Annotated in this window: 20 protein-coding genes and 3 pseudogenes; 15 read left to right on the top strand and 8 right to left on the bottom strand. The window is 62.3% G+C overall.

Annotated features, from left to right (window positions below; genetic code table 11):
• Positions 1–114: 114 nt before the first annotated feature.
• From WMK75_RS14050 to WMK75_RS14035, 4 genes are read right to left on the bottom strand one after another with little or no spacing between them, the layout of a single operon-like run.
• A complete protein-coding gene (locus WMK75_RS14050; RefSeq protein WP_155065522.1) occupies positions 115–777 on the bottom strand; it encodes a pyridoxamine 5'-phosphate oxidase family protein in 663 nt (220 codons plus the stop codon).
• A gap of 14 nt (positions 778–791) precedes the next feature.
• Positions 792–1976 carry a PLP-dependent aspartate aminotransferase family protein gene (locus WMK75_RS14045; RefSeq protein WP_155065521.1) on the bottom strand — a complete coding sequence of 395 codons (1185 nt, stop codon included), beginning with the start codon at positions 1974–1976 and terminating at the stop codon, positions 792–794.
• Positions 1973–2608, bottom strand: a complete 636-nt coding sequence (locus WMK75_RS14040; RefSeq protein WP_071166603.1) for an FMN-binding negative transcriptional regulator — start codon at positions 2606–2608, stop codon at positions 1973–1975. The genes WMK75_RS14045 and WMK75_RS14040 overlap by 4 nt, the downstream gene beginning before the upstream one ends.
• Before the next feature lie 6 nt (positions 2609–2614).
• Complete coding sequence (locus tag WMK75_RS14035; protein WP_071166602.1) at positions 2615–3232, bottom strand: XRE family transcriptional regulator; 618 nt, start codon at positions 3230–3232, stop codon at positions 2615–2617.
• A gap of 114 nt (positions 3233–3346) precedes the next feature.
• Between WMK75_RS14035 and WMK75_RS14030 the strand changes: the two genes are divergently transcribed.
• Entirely contained in the window at positions 3347–4060 is a 714-nt protein-coding gene (locus WMK75_RS14030) for a phenylalanine--tRNA ligase beta subunit-related protein (RefSeq protein WP_071167252.1), read from the top strand.
• Between the two features lie 206 nt (positions 4061–4266).
• Here the strand turns inward: WMK75_RS14030 and WMK75_RS14025 are convergent, their stop codons facing one another.
• A complete protein-coding gene (locus WMK75_RS14025; protein ID WP_071166600.1) occupies positions 4267–4512 on the bottom strand; it encodes a hypothetical protein in 246 nt (81 codons plus the stop codon).
• A pseudogene (locus tag WMK75_RS14020) lies at positions 4509–4865 on the bottom strand (peptidase M15); the annotation flags it as partial. The pseudogene WMK75_RS14020 and the gene WMK75_RS14025, both read right to left, overlap by 4 nt.
• Positions 4866–4980: 115 nt before the next feature.
• Between WMK75_RS14020 and istA the strand changes: the two are divergent.
• The 4 genes and pseudogenes from istA to WMK75_RS14000 all read left to right on the top strand — a co-directional run.
• Positions 4981–6513, top strand: coding sequence for an IS21 family transposase (gene istA, locus WMK75_RS14015; RefSeq protein WP_071166599.1), 1533 nt, complete (start codon positions 4981–4983; stop codon positions 6511–6513).
• Complete coding sequence (gene istB / locus WMK75_RS14010) at positions 6503–7297, top strand: IS21-like element helper ATPase IstB (RefSeq protein WP_071166598.1); 795 nt, start codon at positions 6503–6505, stop codon at positions 7295–7297. Before istA ends, istB begins: the two co-directional genes overlap by 11 nt.
• A 35-nt stretch (positions 7298–7332) precedes the next feature.
• The gene (locus WMK75_RS14005) at positions 7333–7659 is read left to right on the top strand and encodes a hypothetical protein (protein ID WP_071166597.1); all 327 of its coding nucleotides are present in this window, start codon (positions 7333–7335) and stop codon (positions 7657–7659) included.
• Positions 7596–7793, top strand: a pseudogene (locus tag WMK75_RS14000) (ATP-binding protein); the annotation flags it as partial. The gene WMK75_RS14005 and the pseudogene WMK75_RS14000, both read left to right, overlap by 64 nt.
• 527 nt (positions 7794–8320) lie before the next feature.
• Here the strand turns inward: WMK75_RS14000 and WMK75_RS13995 are convergent.
• Positions 8321–8953, bottom strand: a complete 633-nt coding sequence (locus tag WMK75_RS13995) for a TetR/AcrR family transcriptional regulator (protein ID WP_170294000.1) — start codon at positions 8951–8953, stop codon at positions 8321–8323.
• 261 nt (positions 8954–9214) lie between these two features.
• Here WMK75_RS13995 and WMK75_RS13990 point away from each other — a divergent pair, with 261 nt between their 5' ends.
• The 9 genes from WMK75_RS13990 to phbB all read left to right on the top strand — a co-directional run bounded on the left by WMK75_RS13990 (position 9215) and on the right by phbB (position 21501).
• The gene (locus WMK75_RS13990) at positions 9215–10282 is read left to right on the top strand and encodes an HlyD family efflux transporter periplasmic adaptor subunit (protein ID WP_036700979.1); all 1068 of its coding nucleotides are present in this window, start codon (positions 9215–9217) and stop codon (positions 10280–10282) included.
• Entirely contained in the window at positions 10279–13017 is a 2739-nt protein-coding gene (gene rbbA / locus WMK75_RS13985) for a ribosome-associated ATPase/putative transporter RbbA (protein ID WP_036700977.1), read from the top strand. Before WMK75_RS13990 ends, rbbA begins: the two co-directional genes overlap by 4 nt.
• A gap of 7 nt (positions 13018–13024) precedes the next feature.
• Positions 13025–14137: an ABC transporter permease gene (locus WMK75_RS13980; protein WP_036700974.1), complete on the top strand. Its 1113-nt coding sequence runs from the start codon at positions 13025–13027 to the stop codon at positions 14135–14137.
• Between the two features lie 120 nt (positions 14138–14257).
• Positions 14258–15220 carry an alpha/beta hydrolase gene (locus tag WMK75_RS13975; protein ID WP_198037833.1) on the top strand — a complete coding sequence of 321 codons (963 nt, stop codon included), beginning with the start codon at positions 14258–14260 and terminating at the stop codon, positions 15218–15220.
• 430 nt (positions 15221–15650) lie between these two features.
• Positions 15651–17417: an alpha/beta fold hydrolase gene (locus WMK75_RS13970; protein WP_052171691.1), complete on the top strand. Its 1767-nt coding sequence runs from the start codon at positions 15651–15653 to the stop codon at positions 17415–17417.
• 4 nt (positions 17418–17421) lie between these two features.
• Positions 17422–18825, top strand: coding sequence for a bifunctional enoyl-CoA hydratase/phosphate acetyltransferase (locus WMK75_RS13965; RefSeq protein WP_036700992.1), 1404 nt, complete (start codon positions 17422–17424; stop codon positions 18823–18825).
• A complete protein-coding gene (locus WMK75_RS13960; RefSeq protein WP_036700973.1) occupies positions 18822–19991 on the top strand; it encodes an acetate/propionate family kinase in 1170 nt (389 codons plus the stop codon). The genes WMK75_RS13965 and WMK75_RS13960 overlap by 4 nt, the downstream gene beginning before the upstream one ends.
• Positions 19988–20752, top strand: a complete 765-nt coding sequence (fabI, locus tag WMK75_RS13955) for an enoyl-ACP reductase FabI (protein ID WP_036700972.1) — start codon at positions 19988–19990, stop codon at positions 20750–20752. Before WMK75_RS13960 ends, fabI begins: the two co-directional genes overlap by 4 nt.
• Before the next feature lie 23 nt (positions 20753–20775).
• On the top strand, positions 20776–21501 hold the full coding sequence (phbB, locus tag WMK75_RS13950) for an acetoacetyl-CoA reductase (protein WP_036700970.1): 726 nt from the start codon (positions 20776–20778) through the stop codon (positions 21499–21501).
• Positions 21502–21756: 255 nt separating this feature from the next.
• Here the strand turns inward: phbB and WMK75_RS13945 are convergent.
• Positions 21757–22014 (bottom strand): annotated as a pseudogene (locus WMK75_RS13945) (hypothetical protein); the annotation flags it as partial.
• A 116-nt stretch (positions 22015–22130) separates the two neighbouring features.
• Between WMK75_RS13945 and WMK75_RS13940 the strand changes: the two are divergent.
• Positions 22131–22545, top strand: a 415-nt coding sequence (locus WMK75_RS13940) for a hypothetical protein (RefSeq protein WP_347268262.1), incomplete at its 3' end; no start/stop codon positions are given.

Below are 22545 nucleotides of genomic sequence, written 5' to 3'. Positions count from 1 at the left end.
ATGAGCTTGATAAGTCGGGGACCTGACGCCAGGCGCGGCCATTGGCCCGTCGCGCTGCAACGACTTCTCTCGGCCCAAAGCGGACGTTCAGGTAAATAAAACCGCCGGTCGCGCTCAGGCTTGCCCGGCTATGCGAGCAACTCCCTTTGCATGGTCCGGCGTATCGGCACCATCCTTGTTGCGTGGGTCGGCGATGGGAGCACCCAGCGTGACAGATGCGGGCAAGACACCGGCCCAGATCGGCAGATCGTAGTCGTCGGGTTCGTCCGTGGGCGGGCCAGATCGGATCTTGGCGCTGCCTTCGGTGATGGGCAGCGAGAGGATCGTTGTAGCCTTCACCTCCTGCGGCAACATCGGACGCAAGAGCGCGCTGCGGCCCGGCCAGAGGCCCTCGATCATCGCGGTGAGGTGCGCGGCCTTTTCCTCCTCTGGCACCACCTCGGCAATGCCGAACAGCGTGACGGAGCGCGTATTGACCGAATGGTTGAAGCCGGAACGGGCGAGGACGAAGCCGTCGAGGATCGTCACGTTCATACAGACATCCTGCCCCTTCCCTGCGCGCAGGGCGTGGCTGGCGGAAGAGCCGTGCCAGTAGACCCGATCCCCCTCGCGCCATTGCAGCGTCGGGGTGAGGTAGGGCTTGCCGTCGCGGACGTAGGCCACGGTGCAGAGCGGTTGGGCATCGAGGATGGCGTGGATGGTGGCGACGTCGAACCTGCCGAGGTCATGCATACGGCGGAGGCGGCTGCGGTCGGTCAGGGGGAGAGTTTCGGTCATCTTCAGCGCTCCGGTCACAGGCAGCGGGCCAGATCGGCGCAGATGTCGTCGGGGTGTTCCAGCCCGACCGACAGGCGGAAGATGCCCCGCCCCGTAAGCGCACGGAACCGCGCCTCGGCCTCGGGAGGGTGCTGATAGGTCGATTGCAGGATGTCGTCAGTGCCGATCCAGTAGATCAGGCTGCGGAGATGGCCGAGCGAGACGGCGAAATGCACGTGTTGCAGGTCGCTCACCATCCGGCGGGCGATCTCGGACCCGTCTTGATGCGTCTGGAAGGCAATCATGCCGGAGAAGTTCGCCATCTGCCTGCGGGCAAGGTCGTGCTGGGGGTGCGAGGGCAGGCCGGGGTAGAACACGCGGGACACGGCAGGGTGCAACTCGAGCCATTTTGCGACCACCATTGCGTTGTATTGATGGGCACGCATCCGGATCGGCAATGTCTCGGCTCCGCGCATGATGAGCCAGGCGTTGAAGGGCGACAGGACGCCGCCGAAATGCACCGCAGCTTCGAGGTTCAGCGCATCGAGATCGGCCTTGCGACCCAGCACAGCGCCGCCCATCGCATCACCATGGCCCGAGATGTATTTGGTCAGCGAGTGCACCACGAAATCCGCGCCGAGCGCCAACGGCCGTGTGCCGATGGGCGAGGCGAAGGTGCCATCGACAACCACATCGCGCAGGCCACGCGCATGGGCAAGATCGGCAAGAAGCGCGATATCGGCGAGTTGGAGCGTCGGATTGCAGGGCGTCTCGAGCCAGAGCATGCGGGTCGCGGGGGTGATCGCGGCGGCGACCGCGTCCGCATCGGTCGTGTCCACGAAGCTCGTATTGATGCCGAAGCGCGGCAGGCTGTTGCGGATGAACTCTGCCGTGCCGGAATAGGCGTTTTCCGGGAAGATCGCATGATCGCCCGCGCTGAGACGCCCCATGATCACCGCATGGGTCGCAGCGATACCCGAGGCGAAGCAGCGTGCATCCTCGGCCCCTTCCAGTGCTGCGAGTTTCTCTTCGAGCTGCCGCACCGTCGGATTGCCCGAGCGGGCATAGATGTATCCTGCGCTCTCGTCCTCGTCCAAGGCCGAGAAGCCGGTCAGTTCGCGGGGCAGGAAGGTCGCGGACATGACGAGGTTCGGGGAGGAAGCGCGGGTCGTCGGGTCCACCGCTTCGCCAGCGTGGACAGCCATGGTTTCGATCTTCATGCCCCTTCTCCGATCCTGCCGTAGCGCCGGACGAGCGCTGCCATTTCCGGATGCGCCTCGGCCAGTCCTGCGGCCACCCCCTTGCGATCACCTTCGGGCCGGTTCTGGCTGACCTTCCACTTGCCTTCGAGGCGCTGGATGTCGATCTCGATCCCGACGATGCCCCGCAGCTGCGCCTCGATATAGGTGCGCGGCGCGTCGGAGACGTGCCAGGGCTCGGGCCTGTCGGCCTCGTGCCGGTCGGTCAGCGCGGAAATCTGCGTGTCGAGCCACTCGGTATCCGCCCGCACCCGCGCCGTGCCGCGCGCCTGAACCATCGCATAGTTCCAGGTCGGCACGACCTTCCCAGTCTCGCGTTTTGTCTCGTAGAAGGCGGGCGTCACGTAATTCAGCGGGCCTTGGAAGACGACCAGCACCTCCGCCCCGTCGAGCTCGCGCCACTGCGAGTTGGCGCGGGCAATATGGGCCTGCAACCGGCCGAACGGTCCGATGGAGCGTTGCAGCAGGAACGGCAAGCCATTCGCCTGAAGGCCTTCGCGGTCGTGCGAGATCAACAGGCCGAAGGGGTGGGTTTCGATCAGGTCGTGCTGGACGTCGAGACGGTCCTCGCGGTGCTGTTCGGGTTGATACATCGAGGGCTACTCCGCAGCGGGTTCGTGGACGGTCATTGTGAAGCGCAACGGCTCCTTGCCGGGGTTGGCGTAGGCGTGTGGCCTGTCGGTCAGCGCGATGGCCGATCCTCCCGCCGAGACCAGATGGGTCGCCCCATCCACGGTCAGTGCCAGCGTGCCGTCGGTCACATGGATCAGCTCCCGCGTTCCGGCCCCATGCACGGCCGCCTCGAAGCTCTCGCCGGGCATCAAGACCCAGTCCCAGATCTCGAGCATGTCGGGACCTTGCGTCCCCGCAAGCAGTGTTGCGGTGCCGCCGGATGGGCCCGTCCAGAGTTGCCGAGCATCGTCACGGCCAAGGACTGTCACGGCCTGAGCGGTCGCCTCGGTCGGTGCCACGAGGTCAGCCACCGAAACATCCAGCGCCGCGGCAAGGCGGCAAAGCGTCGAGATGCTCGGATTGCCGCGCTGCTGTTCGATCTGGACCAGCGTGCCTTTGGCGACGCCGGCCTTCTGGGAGAGAGCGTCGAAGGACAGGCTTTTCGCTTTGCGAAGTTCGAAGATACGCGCGGCGACCGTGGCGGCGAGGACCGCTTCCTGTTCGTCTGCGCGGGGGGGGCTGGGTGGGCGTGCTATTTCGGTCATTATGATGTGATACTTCCCTTCAAAGTCCACAGTCAACGACCATCTCGGTTCACTTTGTTGACACGTAGCGCGTCGCATGCGACGAAGTCCCCCGCCCAACGGACCGAGGACCACATGACACTCCACCCCATCATCGACGCCGAGATCTTCGCCCTGCGTCCGGATTTCATGGCCCTCAGCATCCATGTGAGCGGAGGACGCAACGGCCCGAGCGATGCCACCAGCGAGGCCCTGCTGGCCGAGGCGCTGCTGTCCCTCGACGCTTTTCCTTGGGCCGAGGCGCATCTGGACGCATGGCGCGATGCCTACCGCGCCTTCGGGGCGAAACCGAAGAAAACGCCGTGCTCGGCCGAAGCCCTTCGCAAGCGCGCCGTGAAGGATGGCGCGATGCGCCCGCTCAACGCGGTCGTCGATCTCTACAACGCCGTCAGCCTACGCTTCGCTATTCCCGTTGGCGGAGAGGACGCCACCACCTACGCGGGCCTACCGCGCCTATGTCTCGCCAGGGGAAACGAACCCTTCCATACGACGGCCGAAGGCCAGCCCGTGATCGAAGCACCCGAGGCGGCCGAGGTCATCTGGCGCGACGACCTCGGCGTCACCTGCCGTCGTTGGAATTGGCGACAGGGTCCGCGCACACAGATCACCGAAGCGAGCCAGGACATGTGGTTCGTTCTGGAACGGCTCGACCCGATGCCAGTGGAGGCTTTGCTGGATGCGGGCCGGATGCTGGTGGATGGCTTGCGGAGGATTGCACCGGAATTGGCGCTGTCGGTCCAAATGTTCGATGCCGCAAGCCCGCGCGGCGAGCCACTTGCAGGGATGTGACGGCCTGGCATCCGGCAAGAACGAAGTAACATCGACTGTCTGCTATCCGCCCCTACCTGCACGCCAGCGCCTGATCGCGCAACACGGCGTAGTCGCCCAGCATCCTGACGATGACGGCCCCTTCCGGCAGTGCTTCGACCTCGTCGGCCGCCTGTGCTTGATCCGCGGCCGTGTAGTCGACGACAGGCGGACATGGCGCACGGGCATCAGAACCTGCCATCGCGCAGCCGGTCAGCCAGAGCATCACGATTAGCAGGGCGGCGGGCGGCGGCGTCGAGCATCTGGCGGTGGATGGCATCGTTTCTCTCTCGGGCTTCAAGTCGTTCGGCCGCGCGCTCGGCGCGTTCACCGGCGCGGCGCAGGTTCAGGAGGAACAGCAGGATCGCTGCCGCGGTGAGGATCAGGCCCAGCGCCTTCCGCGCCGGGCCATGGGCGAGGAGCCAAAGGGTCACCGCTGGCCCCGTTTCCAGTCGTCGAGCCGGGCGTGGATCGTGACAGCGATGCCAATCAGCGCGATGGCGATCAGTACCCAGCGTAGGGTGTCGAGGTAGGGGACCAGCGGCTGGATCGTGGTCTGCGTTTCGGCAAGAACGTCCTGCAGCACTTCGACCCCGGCCGCGCCGACAGTTGCGGCGCCTGCAGCACCGCCACCGCGCAGGGTGCGGCTGTCCGACAGGACTTCGCGCGCGGGTGGCAGTTCCGGGGCAAACGGCACCGCTCGCGCCGGGAAGGGATCGCCCCAGGACCGGGCAGGGCCAAGATCGATGTGCATGAAGCCCGACCGCGGGTAGTATCCGAACCCCAGGATGTTGATTTCCACCCAGAACTGAGCCGGATCGGCGCGTAATTTCCACTGAGAAGTGAGCCATGTGAACCTTTCCCCAAAGCGGTGAGCGGCGGGGGTAACGGGAGTGATCCACATGGGACTTTTGAACATCATCCGACGCATGCACTTTCGGCAGAAGCTGTCGGTCCGCGAGATCGCGCGGCGCACCGGCCTGTCGCGCAACACGATTACCAAGCACCTGGCGGGGGGCACGATCGAGCCGAAGTTCGCCACGCCGGACCGGCCGAGCAAGCTTGATCCTTTCGCCGAGAAGCTGGCCGGCTGGCTGAAGACAGAAGCCGGCAAGTCGCGCAAGCAGCGGCGGACGCTGAAGCAGATGCATGCCGATCTCGTCAAGCTTGGCTTCACCGGCTCCTACGGCCGGGTTGCAGCGTTTGCGCGGCAATGGCGGACAGATCGCCAGCGCGAACAGCAGACCACGGGACGCGGCACCTTTGTTCCGCTGTCCTTTCGACCGGGCGAAGCGTTCCAGTTCGACTGGAGCGAAGACTACGGGCATCTGGCCGACGATCGCACCAAGCTTCAGATGGCCCACATCAAGCTGTCCCACAGCCGGGCCTTCCTGTTGCGCGCCTACCCGCTCCAGACCCACGAGATGCTGTTCGATGCCCACTGGCATGGCTTCCGTGTGTTCGGCGGCGTGCCCGAGCGCGGCATATACGATAACATGCGCACGGCGGTGGACCGGGTCGGCCGAGGCAAGGAGCGGCAGGTCAACCTCCGCTTTCTGGCCATGACGAACCACTATGTCTTCGAACCGGAGTTCTGCAATCCTGCCGCAGGCTGGGAGAAGGGACAGGTCGAGAAGAACGTTCAGGACTCCCGCCGCCAGATCCTGCAGAAGATGCCGGGCTTTCCCGATCTTGACATGATGAATGCCTGGCTGCAGCAGCGTTGCCTGGAGGTGTGGCAGGAGACCCCGCACGGCACGCTGCCCGGCACGATCCATGACGTCTGGGCTGCGGAGCGGGCCGCACTGATGCCGTTGCCGCCCGCCTTTGACGGCTTCATCGAGCTGAGCAAGCGCGTCTCGCCCACCTGCCTGATCAGCTTCGAGCGCAATCGCTACAGCGTGCCGTCGTCCTTTGCCAATCGCCCCGTCAGCCTGCGGATCTACCCGGACCGGCTGGTTGTCGCGGCCGAGGGCAACATCCTGTGCGAGCATGGTCGCGTGTTCCAGCGCAATCACCAGGTGCCGCCGCGGACGATCTACGACTGGCGGCATTATCTTGCTGTTCTTCAGCGCAAGCCCGGTGCCTTGCGCAATGGCGCGCCCTTTGCCGAGTTCCCGCCTGCCTTCCGGCAACTGCAGGAGCAGATGCTCCGCAAACCCGGCGGAGACCGCGAGATGGTCGACATTCTCGCCCTGGTTCTTCAGCACGACGAACAGGCCGTGCTGACCGCGGTGGAGTTGGCCCTGGCCGAGGGCGTGGCAACCAAGACCCATGTGCTGAACCTGTTGCACCGGCTGGTCGACGGCAAGCTCATTGGCGGGCCGCCGCTCGATACCCCGCAGGCTCTGGTTCTCCATCGCGAGCCCAAGGCCAATGTCGAGCGCTATGACGGCCTGCGCACCCCCGTTGCAGGAGGCCGTCATGCGTCATGATCCTGCCAGTGGCGCCATCGTCATCATGCTCCGCAGCCTGAAGATGCATGGCATGGCACAAGCCGTGACGGACCTGATCGAACAGGCTGCGCCGGCTTTCGAAGCGGCCGTGCCGATCCTGTCCCAACTGCTGAAAGCCGAGATGGCCGAGCGCGAGGTCCGCTCCATCGCCTACCATATGAAAGCGGCGCGCTTCCCGGCCTACAAGGACCTCTCGGGCTTCGACTTCTCGACCAGCGAGATCAACGAAGCCACGGTGCGACAACTGCATCGTTGCGAGTTCATGGACGGAGCACAGAACGTGGTCCTGATCGGCGGACCGGGCACCGGCAAGACCCATGTGGCGACCGCCCTTGGCATCCAGGCCATCGAGCATCACCGCCGCAAGGTCCGCTTCTTCTCCACCATCGAACTGGTCAATGCCCTCGAACAGGAAAAAGCCAAGGGAAAAGCCGGGCAACTTGCCGAAAGCCTGACCCGCCTTGATCTCGTGATCCTGGATGAACTGGGCTATCTACCGTTCAGCGCCTCGGGCGGGGCGCTGCTCTTCCATCTGCTGAGCAAGCTTTACGAACGCACCAGCGTCGTCATCACCACGAACCTCAGCTTCAGCGAATGGGCCACGGTCTTCGGCGATGCCAAGATGACCACCGCGCTCCTCGACCGCCTCACCCACCGCTGCCACATCCTGGAGACCGGAAACGACAGCTTCCGCTTCAAAGCCAGTTCAGCCGCCGCAACGCGCCAAAAGAAGGAGAACAATCACGCCTTGACCACTGAATGACCGGAAATCCATAGTCAGAGGTGGCTCACTTCTCGATGGAAATGCCGGCTCAGTTCTGGGTGGAAATCAACAACGCGCTGGAGGGGTGGGCGGAGTCGCTGGCGGACGAGGTGGCGCCGTTCGGCATCACCACGACCATCGTCGAACCGGGCGCCTTCCGCACGAAGCCGCCGAAAGATCGCGCCCGGAGTGTCTTTCCTGAGAACGTCATCGACGACTATGCAGAAGCGACGAGGGAGAAGGCCGCGGCCGTCAAAGGCTTCAACGGGCATGAGCCGGGTCATCGTGATAAGCTGGCGTCGTCATCACCACCAACCTCAGCTTCGCCGAATGGGCCGCAGTCTTCGGTGATGCGAAAATGACCACCGCGCTGCTCGATCGCCTCACTCATCGCTGCCATATTCTGGAGACCGGAAACGACAGCTTCAGGTTCAGGGCCAGCACCGCAGCCGTCAAACCAAAGAAGGGAGCCGCAAGTGCATTGACCCAAACATGACCCACAGAACATAACTGAAAGGTGGGTCAGTTCTCGGTGACAAACCCGGGTCAGTTCTCAGCAACATTCAACACTCCCTTCCGCACTGTCCTGCCCGCGACGCATATCGACAGAATCCGCGCCGAGCGCGACAACGCATGGAAGTGGACCGTATGAACCCGCAGGTCAGCCCAGATCCGCGTGATCTGCTGCCTCCAGAGTCGCGATTCTGACCTGATGGGTCGACAAACCCCGACACGGCGGGTCTGCACTGCCCATCAGGCCAGTCATCGCGGACCCGCGCGCTGATGCATCCAATCTTTCTCAATCCGTGCATCCTGGGTTCAGCACCAGGACGGTAATCTCACCCATATACAGCTTACCGGACGGTTTCAGATGCTTTGCAAATTGCATGAGATGGAACGCGCAATTGCAGACCCTGGCGGCCAGAAGGGCAAGTAGCTGCATTGAACCTCGCACCCTACCCGTTCTACAGAATAGTTCCCAGGTATCGGTTAAAGTGCCCCCTAAAAATTATGATTCCAAAATCATACAATATCGGCTGACTTGTCGACAGGACCGCTTCTCCCGTCTGTGTCACACATTGCATTGGTCAGTGCAGTCTCGAGCATTCGTCGTTGATCTGCTTCGGGAATACCCGGAAAGTTTGCTGGTCCCATCACCGCACGATGGGTCACAAATCCGCTCAAAAGGCTAAGAGCAAAATGTGCTCGCCCCGGATTTTCAAAGCCGAAAGCCTTGCTCAGAGGGAGAGCAAGCGATGTGTCAATGAATTGCGCAATGATGTCACGCGCTTCGCTGCAGAGACTGGATTGAATCAGCAGATGTAGCGGGCGTACATCTTCCTGTATCCGCGGATCACGAAGGAAAGCCAGATCACAGAGCCGGGAGATCATGGAGCGGCCATCTGTCGCCACCATGATGTCATCCAAGGGATCAAGCGCCGCCAACGCGTGGCGAAAGATCTCTGCCTTGGAGCCGAAGGATCGATGGACATAGGCCACATCGACCTCTGCGGCGGCCGCAATGTCGCGTAGACTGGTGTCGCAATAAGGCATCCGGGCAAAAAGCAGCATCGCTGCATTCGAAATGCGTTCTTTGCCACTTTGGCGGCCCGAATTGCGGCCGGTGCCGCTGGCTAATGTCGCTGTTCTGGGCATACGTTGTTCGTTTCGTTCGCTGTGCCTGACAAATGCAACTGGTGGTCGTTCCCTGATCGATGACATATTTCGTATCTAGCTCAGATCAGGGTGCTATGCTTAGCTGTTTTATCGACTGATAACAATCGGCAGCTTACTTATGTGTATTTAAAATATAGGATTTCTCCAGCGTCAGCGAGTGTTGACAACTGCAATCTGTAAAGTGAAAACCGCAGAAGAATATACGCAACGTATCTATCAGCACATCATCAGAGGCGGGTCATGGCAAAACCGAGCAGGAACACCATCATTCTGGGCGGCCTCGCCGTTGTAGCTGCACTTGGGTGGTTGACCTGGAACCGGCTGCAGCCTGCGGGTCTGCCGACAGGTTTTACCAGTGCCAATGGTCGGATCGAGGCAACGGAGGTCGATATCGCGGCACTGACCGGCGGGCGGATCGCTGCAATCAATGCAGCTGAGGGTGATCTGGTCAAGGCCGGCGATGTTCTGGTTCAGATGGACGTCGTTCAGCTGAACGCGCAGAAACGCCAGTCCGAGGCGCAGCTTGCCCGGGCCGAGATCGGTGTCGAGACCGCAAAGGCGCTGGTGGCTCAGGCAGAGGCGCAGGAACGCGCGGCGCTGGCAGCGGTTGATCAGGCGGCGTCGGTTGCCGAAGCCGCCGCACTGCGGCTGGCGCGCTCTGAGCAGCTGGTCAGATCCAACGCGATTTCGCAGCAGGTGCTCGATGATGATCGTGCCCGTGACGCCCAGGCCCGTGCAGGGGTGGCTTCGGCAGAAGCAAGCCATGCAGCGGCGCTGGCCGGGGTGAGCAGCGCCGAGGCTCAGGTCGTTGATGCAGGTGCCGCCGTAGATGCGGCAAAGGCTTCGATCGATGCGATCCAGGCCACGCTGGACGATGCCACGCTGAAAGCGCCGCGCTCTGGCCGCATCCAGTATCGTATCGCGCAAGAGGGTGAGATCGTCGGCTCGGGCGGACGTATCCTCAGCCTTGTCGATCTGGGCGATGTCTATATGACGGTCTTCCTGCCGACCTCGCAGGTTGGCAGGGTGCAGGTGGGATCCGAGGTACGCCTCGTGATGGATGCAGCGCAGGAGCTGGTGATCCCGGCCACGGTCTCCTACGTTGCCGATGTGGCGCAGTTCACACCGAAGACGGTCGAGACCGCCGATGAGCGCGAGAAGCTGATGTTCCGCGTTCGTGCCCGCATCGATCCGGAGCTGCTGGCCCGCCATATCGAATATGTCAAAACCGGCCTGCCGGGCATGGCTTATCTGCGGCTTGACCCCAATACCGCCTGGCCCGACTTTCTTGCAAATGTCGTGAAATGACCGGTCCCGCTTCTGGTCCTGTCGCCGGAGTTTCCGGCCTGACACTGCGCTACGGCAAGGTCACGGCGCTGGATGATGTGACGCTGGAAATCCCTTCGGGCCGCATGGTCGGGCTGATCGGTCCGGACGGGGTCGGGAAGTCGAGCCTTTTGTCCCTGCTGGCCGGTGCGCGGGTGATCCAGGACGGCAAGGTCGAGGTTCTGGGCGGCGATATGCGCGATGTGGCGCATCGCAATCGCGTCTGCCCGCGCATCGCCTATATGCCGCAGGGGCTGGGGAAGAACCTTTATCCGACGCTTTCGGTCGAGGAGAACCTTGATTTCTTCGGCTCGCTTTTCGGCCACAACAAGGCCGAGCGCGACCGCCGCATCGCCGATCTTCTGGCCGCGACCGGGATGACGCCCTTTCGCGCCCGGCCGGCGGCAAAGCTGTCGGGCGGCATGAAGCAAAAGCTGGGGCTGTGCTGTGCGCTGATCCATGATCCGGATTTCCTGATCCTTGACGAGCCGACCACCGGCGTTGATCCGCTGTCGCGGCGGCAATTCTGGGATCTGATCGACCGCATCCGTGTGACGCGGCCGCAGATGAGCGTGATTACCGCCACCGCCTATATGGAAGAAGCCGCGCGGTTCGACTGGCTGGTCGCGATGAATGCGGGCCGAGTGCTGGCGACCGGCACCACGGCGGATCTTTTGTCGCGCACCGGCGCGGAGAACCTCGACGCCGCCTTCATCGCGTTGTTGCCCGAAGAGGACCGGGGCGAGGACAGCGCCGTGGTGATCCCGCCGCGCGCGGGCGGTAACAGCGAGATCGCCATCGAGGCCGAGGGGCTGACACAGCGCTTTGGTGATTTCGTTGCGGTCGATAGCGTGTCCTTCCGCATACCGAAGGGCGAGATTTTCGGCTTCCTCGGCTCGAACGGCTGCGGCAAGACAACGACGATGAAAATGCTCACGGGGCTTTTGGAGCCGACCGAGGGCCGTGCGAAGCTTTTCGGCCATGAGGTCGATGCGAGTGACCTTGCCGTGCGTCGTCGGGTCGGTTTCATGTCCCAGGCCTTCTCGCTCTATTCCGAGCTGACGGTGCGGCAGAACCTTGAGCTGCATGCGCGGCTTTTCAATATGCCTGCGGAGAAGATCCCCGGACGCGTGTCCGAGATGATCGCCCGCTTTGATCTGGGCGATGTTATCGACAGCCTGCCCGAGGCGCTGCCCTTGGGCATTCGCCAGCGTCTGTCGCTGGCGGTGGCGATGATCCACGCGCCCGAGATCCTTATCCTTGACGAGCCGACCTCGGGCGTCGACCCGGTGGCGAGGAACGGCTTCTGGCGTATTCTGGCGGAACTGTCGCGCAAGGATGGCGTGACGATCTTCGTCTCGACCCATTTCATGAACGAGGCCGAATGGTGTGACCGCATCAGCCTGATGCATGCGGGCAAGGTGCTGGTCTCGGATACAGCCGAAGGCATCACAAAGACCAAAGGCTGCGCCACACTAGAAGACGCTTTCATCGCTTATCTTCAAGAGGCGATTGGTGATACCACCCCTGCGCCCGCATCAGAGGCCCCGGTGGCTGAGGCCACACCTACGCAAGCCGCGCCACAACCTGCCTTCAGCCTGCGCCGCCTCCTGAGCTATTCGCGGTTGGAAAGCCTGCAATTGCAACGCGACCCGATCCGGCTGACCATGGCGCTGGTCGGCAGCCTCATTCTGATGATCGTGATCGGGTTGGGCATCAATCTGGATGTCGAGGATCTCACCTTCGCCGTACTGGACCGCGACCAGTCTACCACCAGCCGCAGCTATATCGCCGATATCGCAGGCTCGCGCTATTTCATCGAACAGCAGACGCTGACGAGTTATGATGAGATCGACACGCGGATGCGCTCGGGAGAACTCGCGCTGGCGATCGAAATACCGCCCGGTTTTGGCGCTGACGTTGCGGCAGGCCGTAACGTCCAGGTCGGTGCCTGGTTCGACGGTGCCAACCCCACACATGCAAATACCGTGCAAGGCTATGTGCAGGGCATGCATACCGACTGGATCATGCGCCAGGCCCGACAGATCTACGGCGATGCCGCAACCGCCGGCAGCTTTGAGCTGGTCACCCGCTACCGCTACAACCCCGATGTGCGCAGCCTGAACGCAATGGTGCCGGCAATCATACCGCTTTTGCTGTTGCTCATCCCAGCGATACTGACGACGCTTTCGGTCGCGCGCGAACGTGAACTCGGCTCAATCATCAATTTCTACGTCACACCTGTGACGCGGCTTGAATTCCTGATTGGCAAGCAACTCCCCTATATCGCGCTGGCAATGCTGAACTTCTTCCTGATGATGGCGATGGCGGTCACCTTCTTTGCGGTGCCCTTCAACGGGAGTTTCCTCGGCTTCACCCTTTCGGCGCTGATCTATGTCACAGCGACTACGGCACTGGGCTTCCTCGTCTCGGTCTTTATCGCAAGCCAGGTTGCGGCGCTCTTCGCAACCGCGCTGCTGACGCTGATCCCGGCGGTCAGCTATTCCGGCCTGATCGACCCGGTCTCCTCGCTCTCAGGCTTTGGCCGGGTGCTAGGCGAGATCTACCCTTCGACCTGGTTCATCACCGCCGCGCGTGGATCCTTCTCGAAGTCCTTCGGGCTGGCAGAGCTGGCAGGGCCGATGATGGCTATGGGCATCGCCATTCCCGTCGTGATGGGGCTGGCGGCGGTCTTCCTGCAAAAACAGGCGAAGTGAGTATGCGATGAACCTGCGCAACACCTTCAATCTGGGCGTCAAGGAATTGCGCGGTCTCTGGCGCGATCCGGTGATGCTGGTGCTGATCGTCTATTCCTTCTCGCTTTCGGTCTGGACCTCCTCGAATGCCGAGCCGGAGGCGCTGACCAATGCCGCGATCTCCATCGTCGACGAAGATCAGTCGCATCTGTCGACCCGGATTTCCTCGGCCTTCTACCCACCCTATTTTGTCGAACCGCAGATGATCACCACGGCCGAGATGGATCACCGGATGGATCAGGGGCTGGACACCTTTGCGCTGAACATACCGCCAGACTTTGCGCGTGATGTGTTGGCGGGCAAAAGCCCGGCGATCCAGCTGAATATCGATGCGACCAGGATGAGTCAGGCTTTCACGGGCGGCGGCTACATCCAGCAGATCGTCTCGGCAGAGGTGTCGGAATATGTTGCGGGCCACCGGGCCGAGACCGTGCTGCCCGTCGATCTGGCTTTGCGCGCCCGCTATAATCCATCGCTTGATCCGAAATGGTTCGGCGCGATTTCCAGCGTGATCCAATCAATCACCATGCTGTCTTTGATCCTGACCGGCGCGGCCCTGATCCGCGAGAAGGAACATGGCACAGTCGAGCATCTGCTGGTCATGCCCGTCACTGCAACCGAGATCATGTTTTCCAAGATCTGGTCCATGGGTCTGGTAGTCCTGCTGGGATCGAGCTTCTCGCTCATCTTGGTGGTGCAGGGCTTGATGGCGGTACCGGTGCAGGGCTCGGTTGCGCTGTTTCTGGCGGGTGCAGTCCTGATGGTTTTCGCGATGACCGGGCTTGGCATTTTCCTTGCCACCGTTGCAGGCTCGATGCCGCAATTCGCGCTTCTCCTCATGATGGCACTCTTGCCGCTGCAAGTGCTGTCGGGTGCGATGACACCGCGCGAGTCCATGCCCGAGATCATCCAGACCATCATGCTCGCCGCGCCGAACACGCATTTCATCATCCTCTCGCAAGCCATCCTCTTCCGGGGCGCAGGACTGGATGTGGTCTGGCCGCAATTCACGGTGCTGGCGGCAATCGGAGTGGCGCTGTTCTGGTTGGCGCTGATACGATTCCGCAAATTCCTGCGGTAATACAAGATGCTCAGTCGCCTGCTGCTTACTCTGACTCTCGTGTTGGCTGCCTGCAACACACGCCCGGGGCCCGAGGTTCTGGCTCCCGATGACGGGGCCCTGCCTGCAGGTGCCCGCATCGTGCAGGTGCTGACAGTGACAACTCGTGCACCCGATGCGCAATCGCCCGGTGCCTATGGTGCAACCCGCGCCACCAGCCCGAACTGGCTGGAATATGAGGTCTCGGTGCCGCCAGGCCATAAGCCGGGGCGGATCGAATGGCCCGATGGGGCCAGCGATGCCACGAAGAATTTCACCGTGCGCAAGCAGACCGAGCTCAGCCGCGAGGGTTTTGCCGGGCGACTGCCGCGCTCGGGCGTGGGGCTCTATATCCACGGATTCAACACGCGCTATCAGGAGGCGCTCTATCGGGCCGTGCAGCTTTCGGTTGATGCCCATCTGGAGGGTGCGCCGGTGCTCTTCACCTGGCCCTCGGCAGGTAATGCGGGAGCCTATCTTGCCGACCGCGATGCTTCAGACTTCTCTCGTGCAGCCCTCGCCGATCTGCTCGGGCTCCTGACGAAGAACCGTCGTAGTAGCGAACCTGTACCAGTGCTCGCCCATAGCATGGGTGCGCGGCTGACGATGGAGACGCTGGTGCAGCTGCGCCTCGCCGGGCGAGGCGCCGTTCTTGACCGGATCGAGCTGGTTCTGGCCGCACCAGACATCGATATCGACCTCTTCCGTGCCCAGATGGCGACCTTGGGCCGGATGAAGCATCCGATCACGGTACTCGTCTCATCAGATGACCCGGCACTGAAACTCTCGTCGCGGCTGGCAGCTCGACGGATGCGGCTAGGACTTGCCGACGTGCATGATCCGGCTATCCAGCGTCTCGCGGTAGAGACCGGGATCCGAATTGTGGATATCACCGATATCACAACCAACGATTCTGCCCATAGCCGCTATGTCGGCCTTCTCTCCGGTGAGGCCGGGGCGATGGACAACAATACCCTATTCGGCGGGATGCGTCAGGCAGGGGCCTTCGTTTTCAACCAGGTTGGCGGTGTATTTACTGGGATTGGCGGTGCATTGACGGAATGACATGTCAGACAGACTTGAGCATCAGAAGTCAGGCCATGGCCACATAGCCTCACTCCGTGCTGTTTCGCAAGTAATCGTTCATAATGGCCGACGCCGCGAGCCGGGAATTGGCGATGGCGAGAAAGTGAAAAAAGCCTTGTCTGTTCATCGACGGTCTCGGGGAAGAGGCTAAAACTCTCCTATCATATCCGGGGGGGTGAGGTGCGCGTTTTTTCTCACAGCGTCAGGCATCTGCCGGAGCAGGTTCAGCGGATCCCTTGTCGGACCTGCGGCGGTTATTTCAGTGGCTTGACAGCTCATTTTTCTTTGCCTCCTGGATAAGGACTTGCACACAATGAACGCGCGAAAAACAAACCTCACATTTATTGATCTCGATCAACGCACGTTGATCATCATGTGTTAGCCTCACACAACAAAGTGGAGACGCGGCATGGCACTTCCGCCGAAATCAGACCTACCGGGTGCTTCCCCGGCCCAGGCCGGTGAAAACCTTGGGATTGAGGCCTTTCACGCGGTTGATCGCATCCGCGAGGCGCTTTCAGCCCAACTGAGCGGCGGCATCTCGCCGGGCTCGTTGATGCTGGCCTGGTCGGACTGGATCTTTCATCTGGCCCAGGCACCTGGCAAACGGATGGAACTCGGCGTCAAGGCGGGGCGCAAATGGCAGCGTCTGTTGGCGCATCTCATGTCTTCCGCGATGGACCCAGAGGCCGTCCCGGTCATCACGCCTTTGCCCGGGGACCGCCGTTTCGCAGATGAAGCCTGGGCAAAACCGCCATTCAGCTGGATGTCGCAGGCATTTCTGCTGCAACAGCAATGGCTGCATAACGTCACCCATGAGGTACCCGGCGTCACGAAACACCACGAGGATGTGGTGTCCTTTGCCGCGAAGCAGATGCTCGACGTGTTTTCCCCCTCGAACAACCCATTCACCAATCCCGAAGTATTGGCACGGACCTGGTCCACGGGCGGCATGAACCTGGTGAAGGGCTGGCAGAACTGGCTGCAGGACGCGACCCGCCAGATCAGTCAGGAACCGCCCGAAGGGGTCGAAGCTTTTACGCCGGGCCGCGATGTGGCGGTGACGCCGGGCAAGGTGATCTTCCGCAATCATCTGATCGAGCTGATCCAATACGCGCCCGTGACCGAAACCGTGCATCCTGAGCCGGTACTGATCATCCCGGCCTGGATCATGAAATATTACATCCTCGACCTGAGCCCCGAGAATTCCCTGATCCGCTGGCTGGTGGCCCAGGGCCATACGGTTTTTGCGATCTCTTGGCGCAATCCCGGCGCGGAAGACCGTGATCTGACGTTGGAAGATTACCGGCTACAAGGGACGATGGCAGCGCTGGATGAAATCAGCCGCCTGGTGCCCGACCAGAAGATCCATGCCACCGGCTACTGCCTGGGCGGCACGCTCTTGTCGATTGCGGCAGCCGCGATGGCCGGCGAGGGCGATGACCGCCTCGCCTCGCTGACGCTGCTCGCCGCTCAGGTGGATTTCACCGAGCCTGGGGAACTTGCGCTGTTCATCGATCCGAGCCAGCTACATTTCCTTGAAAGCATGATGTGGAACCGGGGTTATCTTTCCGCCGATCAGATGGCCGGGGCGTTTCAACTGTTGCGGTCGAATGACCTCATCTGGTCGCGGATGGTGCATGATTACCTGATGGGCGAGCGGACGGCGATGAATGATCTCATGGCCTGGAACGCCGACAGCACCCGCATGCCTTACCGCATGCATGCCGAGTATCTGCGTAAGCTTTATCTCGAGAACGAGCTTTCCTCAGGCCGTTTCGCTGCGGGGGGCAAGACGGTGCTGCTGCAGAATATCCGCGTACCGGCTTTTGCGGTCGGAACCGAACGCGATCACGTCGCACCGTGGAAATCGGTCTATAAGATCCACCAGTTTACTGATTGCGATGTGACCTTCGCGCTGACATCGGGCGGACATAATGCCGGCATCGTCTCGCCACCCGGCCATCCGCGCCGCCGTTACCGGCTGGCCACCCGAACCCATGGGGATGCACTTTTGCCGCCGGAAACCTGGGCTGACGCCAACTCCACAACGGAGGGCTCCTGGTGGACACCGTGGCAGGCCTGGCTGGCCGCGCATTCCTCTGCACCCGCCGCGCCGCCCGCCATGGGAAAGGCGCTGGAAGATGCACCCGGCACTTACGTCTTTCAAAGGTGATATGATGAACGCCCCTGCCCAGAGCCTCACCAACCACCTGTTTCATCAGATGAAAATCGGCGACCACGCCAGTCTCAGCCGTCATGTCGGCCCCGAGGATATCGAGCTGTTCGCCGCCGTTTCCGGCGATGCGAACCCAGCCCATCTGGATGCCAACTTCGCCGCGCATGGGCCTTTTGGCCATGTGGTGATCCATGGCATGTGGACAGCGGCACTGATCTCGGCGGTGCTGGGCACCCGCCTGCCCGGGCCGGGAACTATCTATCTAGACCAGCAGGTTCGCTTTCAAAAGCCGGTCTCTCCCGGCGACACCGTGACTGCCGAGGTTGAAGTGATCGAGTTGATCGAAGGCAAGAACCGTGTCCGCCTTGCGACCACCGCCCGCAATCAACTGGGCGAGGTGGTGCTTTCGGGCGAGGCGCTGGTGCTGGCACCGCTTGAGCAACTGACCTGGGTACCAGGAAACCTCCCCGAGGCGGTGATCTTGCCGAAAGGGCGCTGGCAGGGCTTTGTCGAAGAGGCCCGCGCGCTGCCGCCGGTCAGGGCGGCGGTGGTGCATCCCTGTTCGAAATCCGCGATCCTGGGGGCGGTTGAGGTCCGCGACGAGGGTTTGCTTGATCCGATCCTGATTGGCCCCGCCGCAAAGATCCGTGCAGCGGCGGCCGAGGCCGGAGTCTCGCTCGATGGCTTCCAGATCGAGGAGACCGAACACAGCCATGCGGCGGCGGCGCGGGCGGTGGAACTCGCGGCCTGCGGTGAGGTTCAGGTGCTGGTGAAAGGCAGCCTGCATTCGGATGAGCTCCTGGCAGCGGTGGTATCGAAAACCGGGGGTTTACGCACCGGGCGCCGCATCAGCCATGTCTATGCGATGGATGTGCCCGCCTATGGCAAGCCGGTGATCGTGACCGATGCCGCGATCAACATCGCGCCGACCCTGGAGCACAAGCGCGACATCTGCCAGAATGCGGTCGATCTGATGCGGCTACTCGGGCGCAAGCAGCCGAAGGTCGCGGTGCTGGCGGCGGTCGAGACGGTGAACCCGATGATGCCCGCAACGCTGGATGCCGCCGCGCTGACGGTGATGGCGGCGCGTGGCCAGATCACCGGCGCACTGGTCGATGGGCCGCTGGCCTTTGACAATGCGATCAGCCCCGAGGCGGCAGCGACCAAGGGCATCATCTCGCAAGTGGCGGGAGAGGCCGATATCCTGCTGGTGCCGGATCTTGAGGCCGGGAATATGCTCGCCAAGCAGCTGATCTATTTCGCAGGTGCCACGGCGGCGGGACTGGTGCTGGGCGCGCGGGTGCCGATCGTGCTGACCAGTCGCGCCGATCCCTTGTCGGCCCGCATCGCCTCGGCCGCGCTGGCAAAGCTGGTTGCGATCCGCAAGGCGGAGGTGAAGGCGTGACGCGCGATCTGATCCTGACCTTCAATGCCGGCTCTTCGACCATCAAGCTCGGCTTTTATGCACTGGAGATTGCCGGGCCCCGCCCGCTTGCCTCGGGCGTGATCGACTTCCGTGATGAGCCTTTTGCGATCCGCCTGAAACGGGAGGATGAGGCCCTGTCTGGCACGATCACCGCTGATCCCGGCGATCTGACGGCGGTTCTGAACCAGGCTTTTGCCTGGCTGGCCGGGCAGTTTGATCTGTCGCGACTCGCGGTGATCGGCCACCGCGTGGTGCATGGCGGCGATGTATTCACAGGCCCGGCGCGGATCACCGATCAGGTGATTGCGCAGATCGACACTCTGGCGCGGCTCGCGCCACTGCATCAACCGCAAAGCCTTGCGCTGATCCGGGCAATGCGGGCGCTCTACCCGGACGTGCCGCAGACCGCCTCTTTCGACACCGCATTTCATGCGAGCAACCCGCCCCTGATGCGCCGTTTTGCTATCCCGCGCGCACTTTATGATCAGGGGATCAAGCGCTACGGTTTTCACGGGCTGTCCTACCGCTACATCGCCGGTCAACTGGGCGATCTGGTCCCCGATGCAAAGGTGGTCGCAGCGCATTTGGGCAGCGGCGCGAGCCTCTGCGCCATTCATGGCGGCATCAGTATCGACAGCTCAATGGGGTTTTCAACGCTGGATGGCATCCCTATGGCGACGCGGTCCGGTGCGCTGGATCCGGGCGTGATCCTGCACCTGATGGGCGAAATGGGCCAAAGCCTGAAACAGGTCGAGACCATGCTCTACCGTGAAAGCGGCCTTCTCGGCGTGTCGGGGTTCGAGGCTGACAGCCGCGAGCTGATGGCCAGCCCGCGCCCGGAGGCGGCGGAGGCGATCGACCTCTTTTGCCTGCGTATCGCGGGCGAGGTCGCACGGCTGGCGACCAGCATGGGCGGGATCGACGCGCTGATCTTCACCGCAGGGATCGGCGAGCACCAGCACGGCATCCGCGCCCGTGTCGCCGCGCGGCTGGCCTGGCTTGGGACAGAGCTTGACCCGAAGGCCAATGAAGCGGGGCGGCGCTGCATAAGCACCGCCAGCAGCCGGGTGAAACTCCTCATCATTCCGACCGATGAGGAAATCATCATCGCACGCGAGGCCATCAGCGAAGGAACGGCGATATGATTGATCTGAACGGCAAACGCGGTCTCGTAGTCGGTGTGGCGAATGAGGCCAGCATCGCCGCCGGTTGCGCCAGAGCCTTTCGTGCTGCAGGGGCGGAGCTGGCGCTGACCTGTCTCAATGAAAAGGCCCGGCCCTGGGTCGCGCCCGTGGCGCAGGAGGTGGGTGCGCCGCTGCTGCTTTCCTGTGATGTGCGCGAACCGGGTCAGCTGGAAGCCGTGTTTGACCGCATCACCACTGAATGGGGGCGGCTTGATTTCCTGCTTCATGCCATCGCCTTTGCCCCACGTGAAGATCTGCATACCAGCGTTGTCAACGCCTCGGCCGAAGGTTTCGCGACCGCAATGGATGTCTCCTGCCATTCCTTCCTGCGTATGGCGCGGCTGGCACGGCCTTTGATGCAGGCGGGTGGTTCGTTGATCACCGTCAGCTTTTACGGCGCAGATCGGGTGGTGGAGAATTACAACCTCATGGGTCCGGTGAAGGCCGCACTGGAGGCTTCGGTCCGCTATGCAGCGGCCGATCTCGCGGGCGAAGGGATCCGGGCCTTTTCGCTGTCGACCGGTCCGGTCAAGACCCGCGCCGCCTCGGGGATCGAGCGGTTCGATGTGCTGATGGATGAGGTTCGCGCACGCACGCCTTCCGGCAAACTGGTGAGTATCGAAGAGATCGGCGCGCTGGCGGCGTTTCTGGCCACCGAGGCCGCGAGTCCGATGAGCGGATCGGTGATCTATGCCGATAACGGATTTCACACCACGGCCTGAGGGTCGCAGACAGGATGAAGAAGATGAGCAGAGTTGCATTGGTCACGGGTGGAACGCGCGGTATTGGAGCCGCGATCTCGATTGCGCTGAAAGCGGCTGGCTACAGGGTCATTGCCAATTACGCTGGAAACGACGCGGCAGCCGAGGCCTTTACCATCGCGAGTGGCATCCCCGCAGTCAAATGGTCGGTGGCAGACTACAACGCCTGCGCCGAAGGCGTAAAACGTGTGGAAGCCCAATATGGCCCAGTTGAGATATTGGTGAATAACGCAGGCATCACCCGTGACGCTATGTTCCATAAGATGACGCCCGAACAGTGGCGCGAGGTGATCGACACCAATCTTTCGGGCGTATTCAACATGACCCATCCGCTCTGGCCGGGTATGCGAGAACGCAAATTCGGCCGTATCATCACCATTTCCTCCATCAATGGTCAAAAAGGTCAGGCCGGCCAGGTCAACTATTCCGCAGCCAAGGCCGGTGATCTGGGCTTGACCAAAGCTCTCGCGCAGGAAGGCGCTCGGGCGGGCATTACGGTCAATGCGATCTGCCCCGGCTATATTGGCACCGAGATGGTCCGCGCCATGGACGAAAAGGTGCTGACAGACCGCATTCTGCCGCAAATCCCGGTGGGTCGTCTTGGGGAGCCTGAAGAGATTGCCCGCTGTGTCACTTTCCTTGCCTCGGATGAGGCGGGCTTCATCACTGGCTCGACCATCACTGCCAATGGTGGCCAGTTTTTTGTTTGAGTGACCCTGCCACAACCTTTTCAGGCTATGTGATTGCCGGACGGCCTTGACCCACGGAAAGATACGAGCCAAAGCGTAATCAACTTGTGTTGATTACGCTTTGGCTGCTGGATTTCGTGGAAACCTTCTCAATACACCCTTTCCTTTCGTTCAATCTCGCGGCTGTCTTGCTGATCGCGGGCAAGATCCTCACGCTGAATCTTGCTGACCTGCCTCGGGATTTTTCCTCCATCTGCGATTAGAGTCCGGCCCATGCGCCGCATAGACCGTCAGCGCGGTGCGCGCCTTGATATAGGACGTGGTCTCGCCCGGACCGCTGGCGAGGGTGTCACCGCCAAGAGACCGGCGCTGCTGGTCCGGGTCGGTCATCTCCGCCCGTCGCAGATCCGAGGCCGAGGCATTGATCGAACCGTCGTCGTAAACGACCAGCCGGCCGTTCTTGCGCGCCTTCTGCACCCCGCCGCGGGAGAGGCCGGAATGGGCCGCGTACTCGCGTTCGCTCATGCCCTTCATGGCGCGGATGTTCCGATCAAGGCGATGATATCGCTTGGTATTGAGTTGATTGGAGGGCGCGACAGAGCGAGTCTGATCGCAAGGAAACGATGCAACTCGGCCCCGGAGGGACCCCCATGATCACCCCGTCTGACACCCAATCCCTGATCCTTTCCCGCGCCGCCACGCGGCCAGGTAACCTCGCCGTGCCGTTGCCCGAGGGGCTGGCCGGCGCCGCCGCGAAGATGGTCGTCAGAAAGATGATCGTCCGTGGTTGGCTCGAGGAAGTGGAAGCAAATCTGACTCGCCGTGAACCTCTGTGGCGCGAGACTGGGGATGGTCACGGCACGACGCTGATTGCCACCGAGGCAGGGCTGGACGCCATCGGCATCGAGCCGCTGGTGGCCAGCGCCGTCGCTAGCGCGCGGAAGGCGAAGCCGAGTCCGCAGGCGGAGCGGACGCCCGACGGCACCGCCACCCTGAAACCCGTCGCCATCCGCGCGGGCACCAAGCAGGCGCGGATCATCGCGATGCTGCAGCGTCCCGAGGGGG

It is taken from the genome of Paracoccus sp. (in: a-proteobacteria), assembly GCF_039808215.1.
Classification (GTDB): domain Bacteria; phylum Pseudomonadota; class Alphaproteobacteria; order Rhodobacterales; family Rhodobacteraceae; genus Paracoccus.
The sequence above is the reverse complement of the archived record's forward strand: the minus strand, read 5'-3'. Positions and strand labels throughout refer to the sequence as shown.

Coding starts and splice junctions, on each gene's coding strand:
- istB (WP_071166598.1), top strand. CDS start 6,503: ATGCGTCATGATCCTGCCAGTGGCGCCATCGTCATCATGCTCCGCAGC.
- WMK75_RS14050 (WP_155065522.1), bottom strand. CDS start 777: ATGACCGAAACTCTCCCCCTGACCGACCGCAGCCGCCTCCGCCGTATG.
- fabI (WP_036700972.1), top strand. CDS start 19,988: ATGATTGATCTGAACGGCAAACGCGGTCTCGTAGTCGGTGTGGCGAAT.
- WMK75_RS14030 (WP_071167252.1), top strand. CDS start 3,347: ATGACACTCCACCCCATCATCGACGCCGAGATCTTCGCCCTGCGTCCG.
- WMK75_RS13965 (WP_036700992.1), top strand. CDS start 17,422: ATGAACGCCCCTGCCCAGAGCCTCACCAACCACCTGTTTCATCAGATG.
- WMK75_RS13990 (WP_036700979.1), top strand. CDS start 9,215: ATGGCAAAACCGAGCAGGAACACCATCATTCTGGGCGGCCTCGCCGTT.
- WMK75_RS13980 (WP_036700974.1), top strand. CDS start 13,025: ATGAACCTGCGCAACACCTTCAATCTGGGCGTCAAGGAATTGCGCGGT.
- rbbA (WP_036700977.1), top strand. CDS start 10,279: ATGACCGGTCCCGCTTCTGGTCCTGTCGCCGGAGTTTCCGGCCTGACA.
- WMK75_RS13995 (WP_170294000.1), bottom strand. CDS start 8,953: ATGCCCAGAACAGCGACATTAGCCAGCGGCACCGGCCGCAATTCGGGC.
- phbB (WP_036700970.1), top strand. CDS start 20,776: ATGAGCAGAGTTGCATTGGTCACGGGTGGAACGCGCGGTATTGGAGCC.
- WMK75_RS14040 (WP_071166603.1), bottom strand. CDS start 2,608: ATGTATCAACCCGAACAGCACCGCGAGGACCGTCTCGACGTCCAGCAC.
- WMK75_RS14035 (WP_071166602.1), bottom strand. CDS start 3,232: ATGACCGAAATAGCACGCCCACCCAGCCCCCCCCGCGCAGACGAACAG.
- WMK75_RS14045 (WP_155065521.1), bottom strand. CDS start 1,976: ATGAAGATCGAAACCATGGCTGTCCACGCTGGCGAAGCGGTGGACCCG.
- WMK75_RS13970 (WP_052171691.1), top strand. CDS start 15,651: ATGGCACTTCCGCCGAAATCAGACCTACCGGGTGCTTCCCCGGCCCAG.
- WMK75_RS14005 (WP_071166597.1), top strand. CDS start 7,333: ATGGAAATGCCGGCTCAGTTCTGGGTGGAAATCAACAACGCGCTGGAG.
- istA (WP_071166599.1), top strand. CDS start 4,981: ATGGGACTTTTGAACATCATCCGACGCATGCACTTTCGGCAGAAGCTG.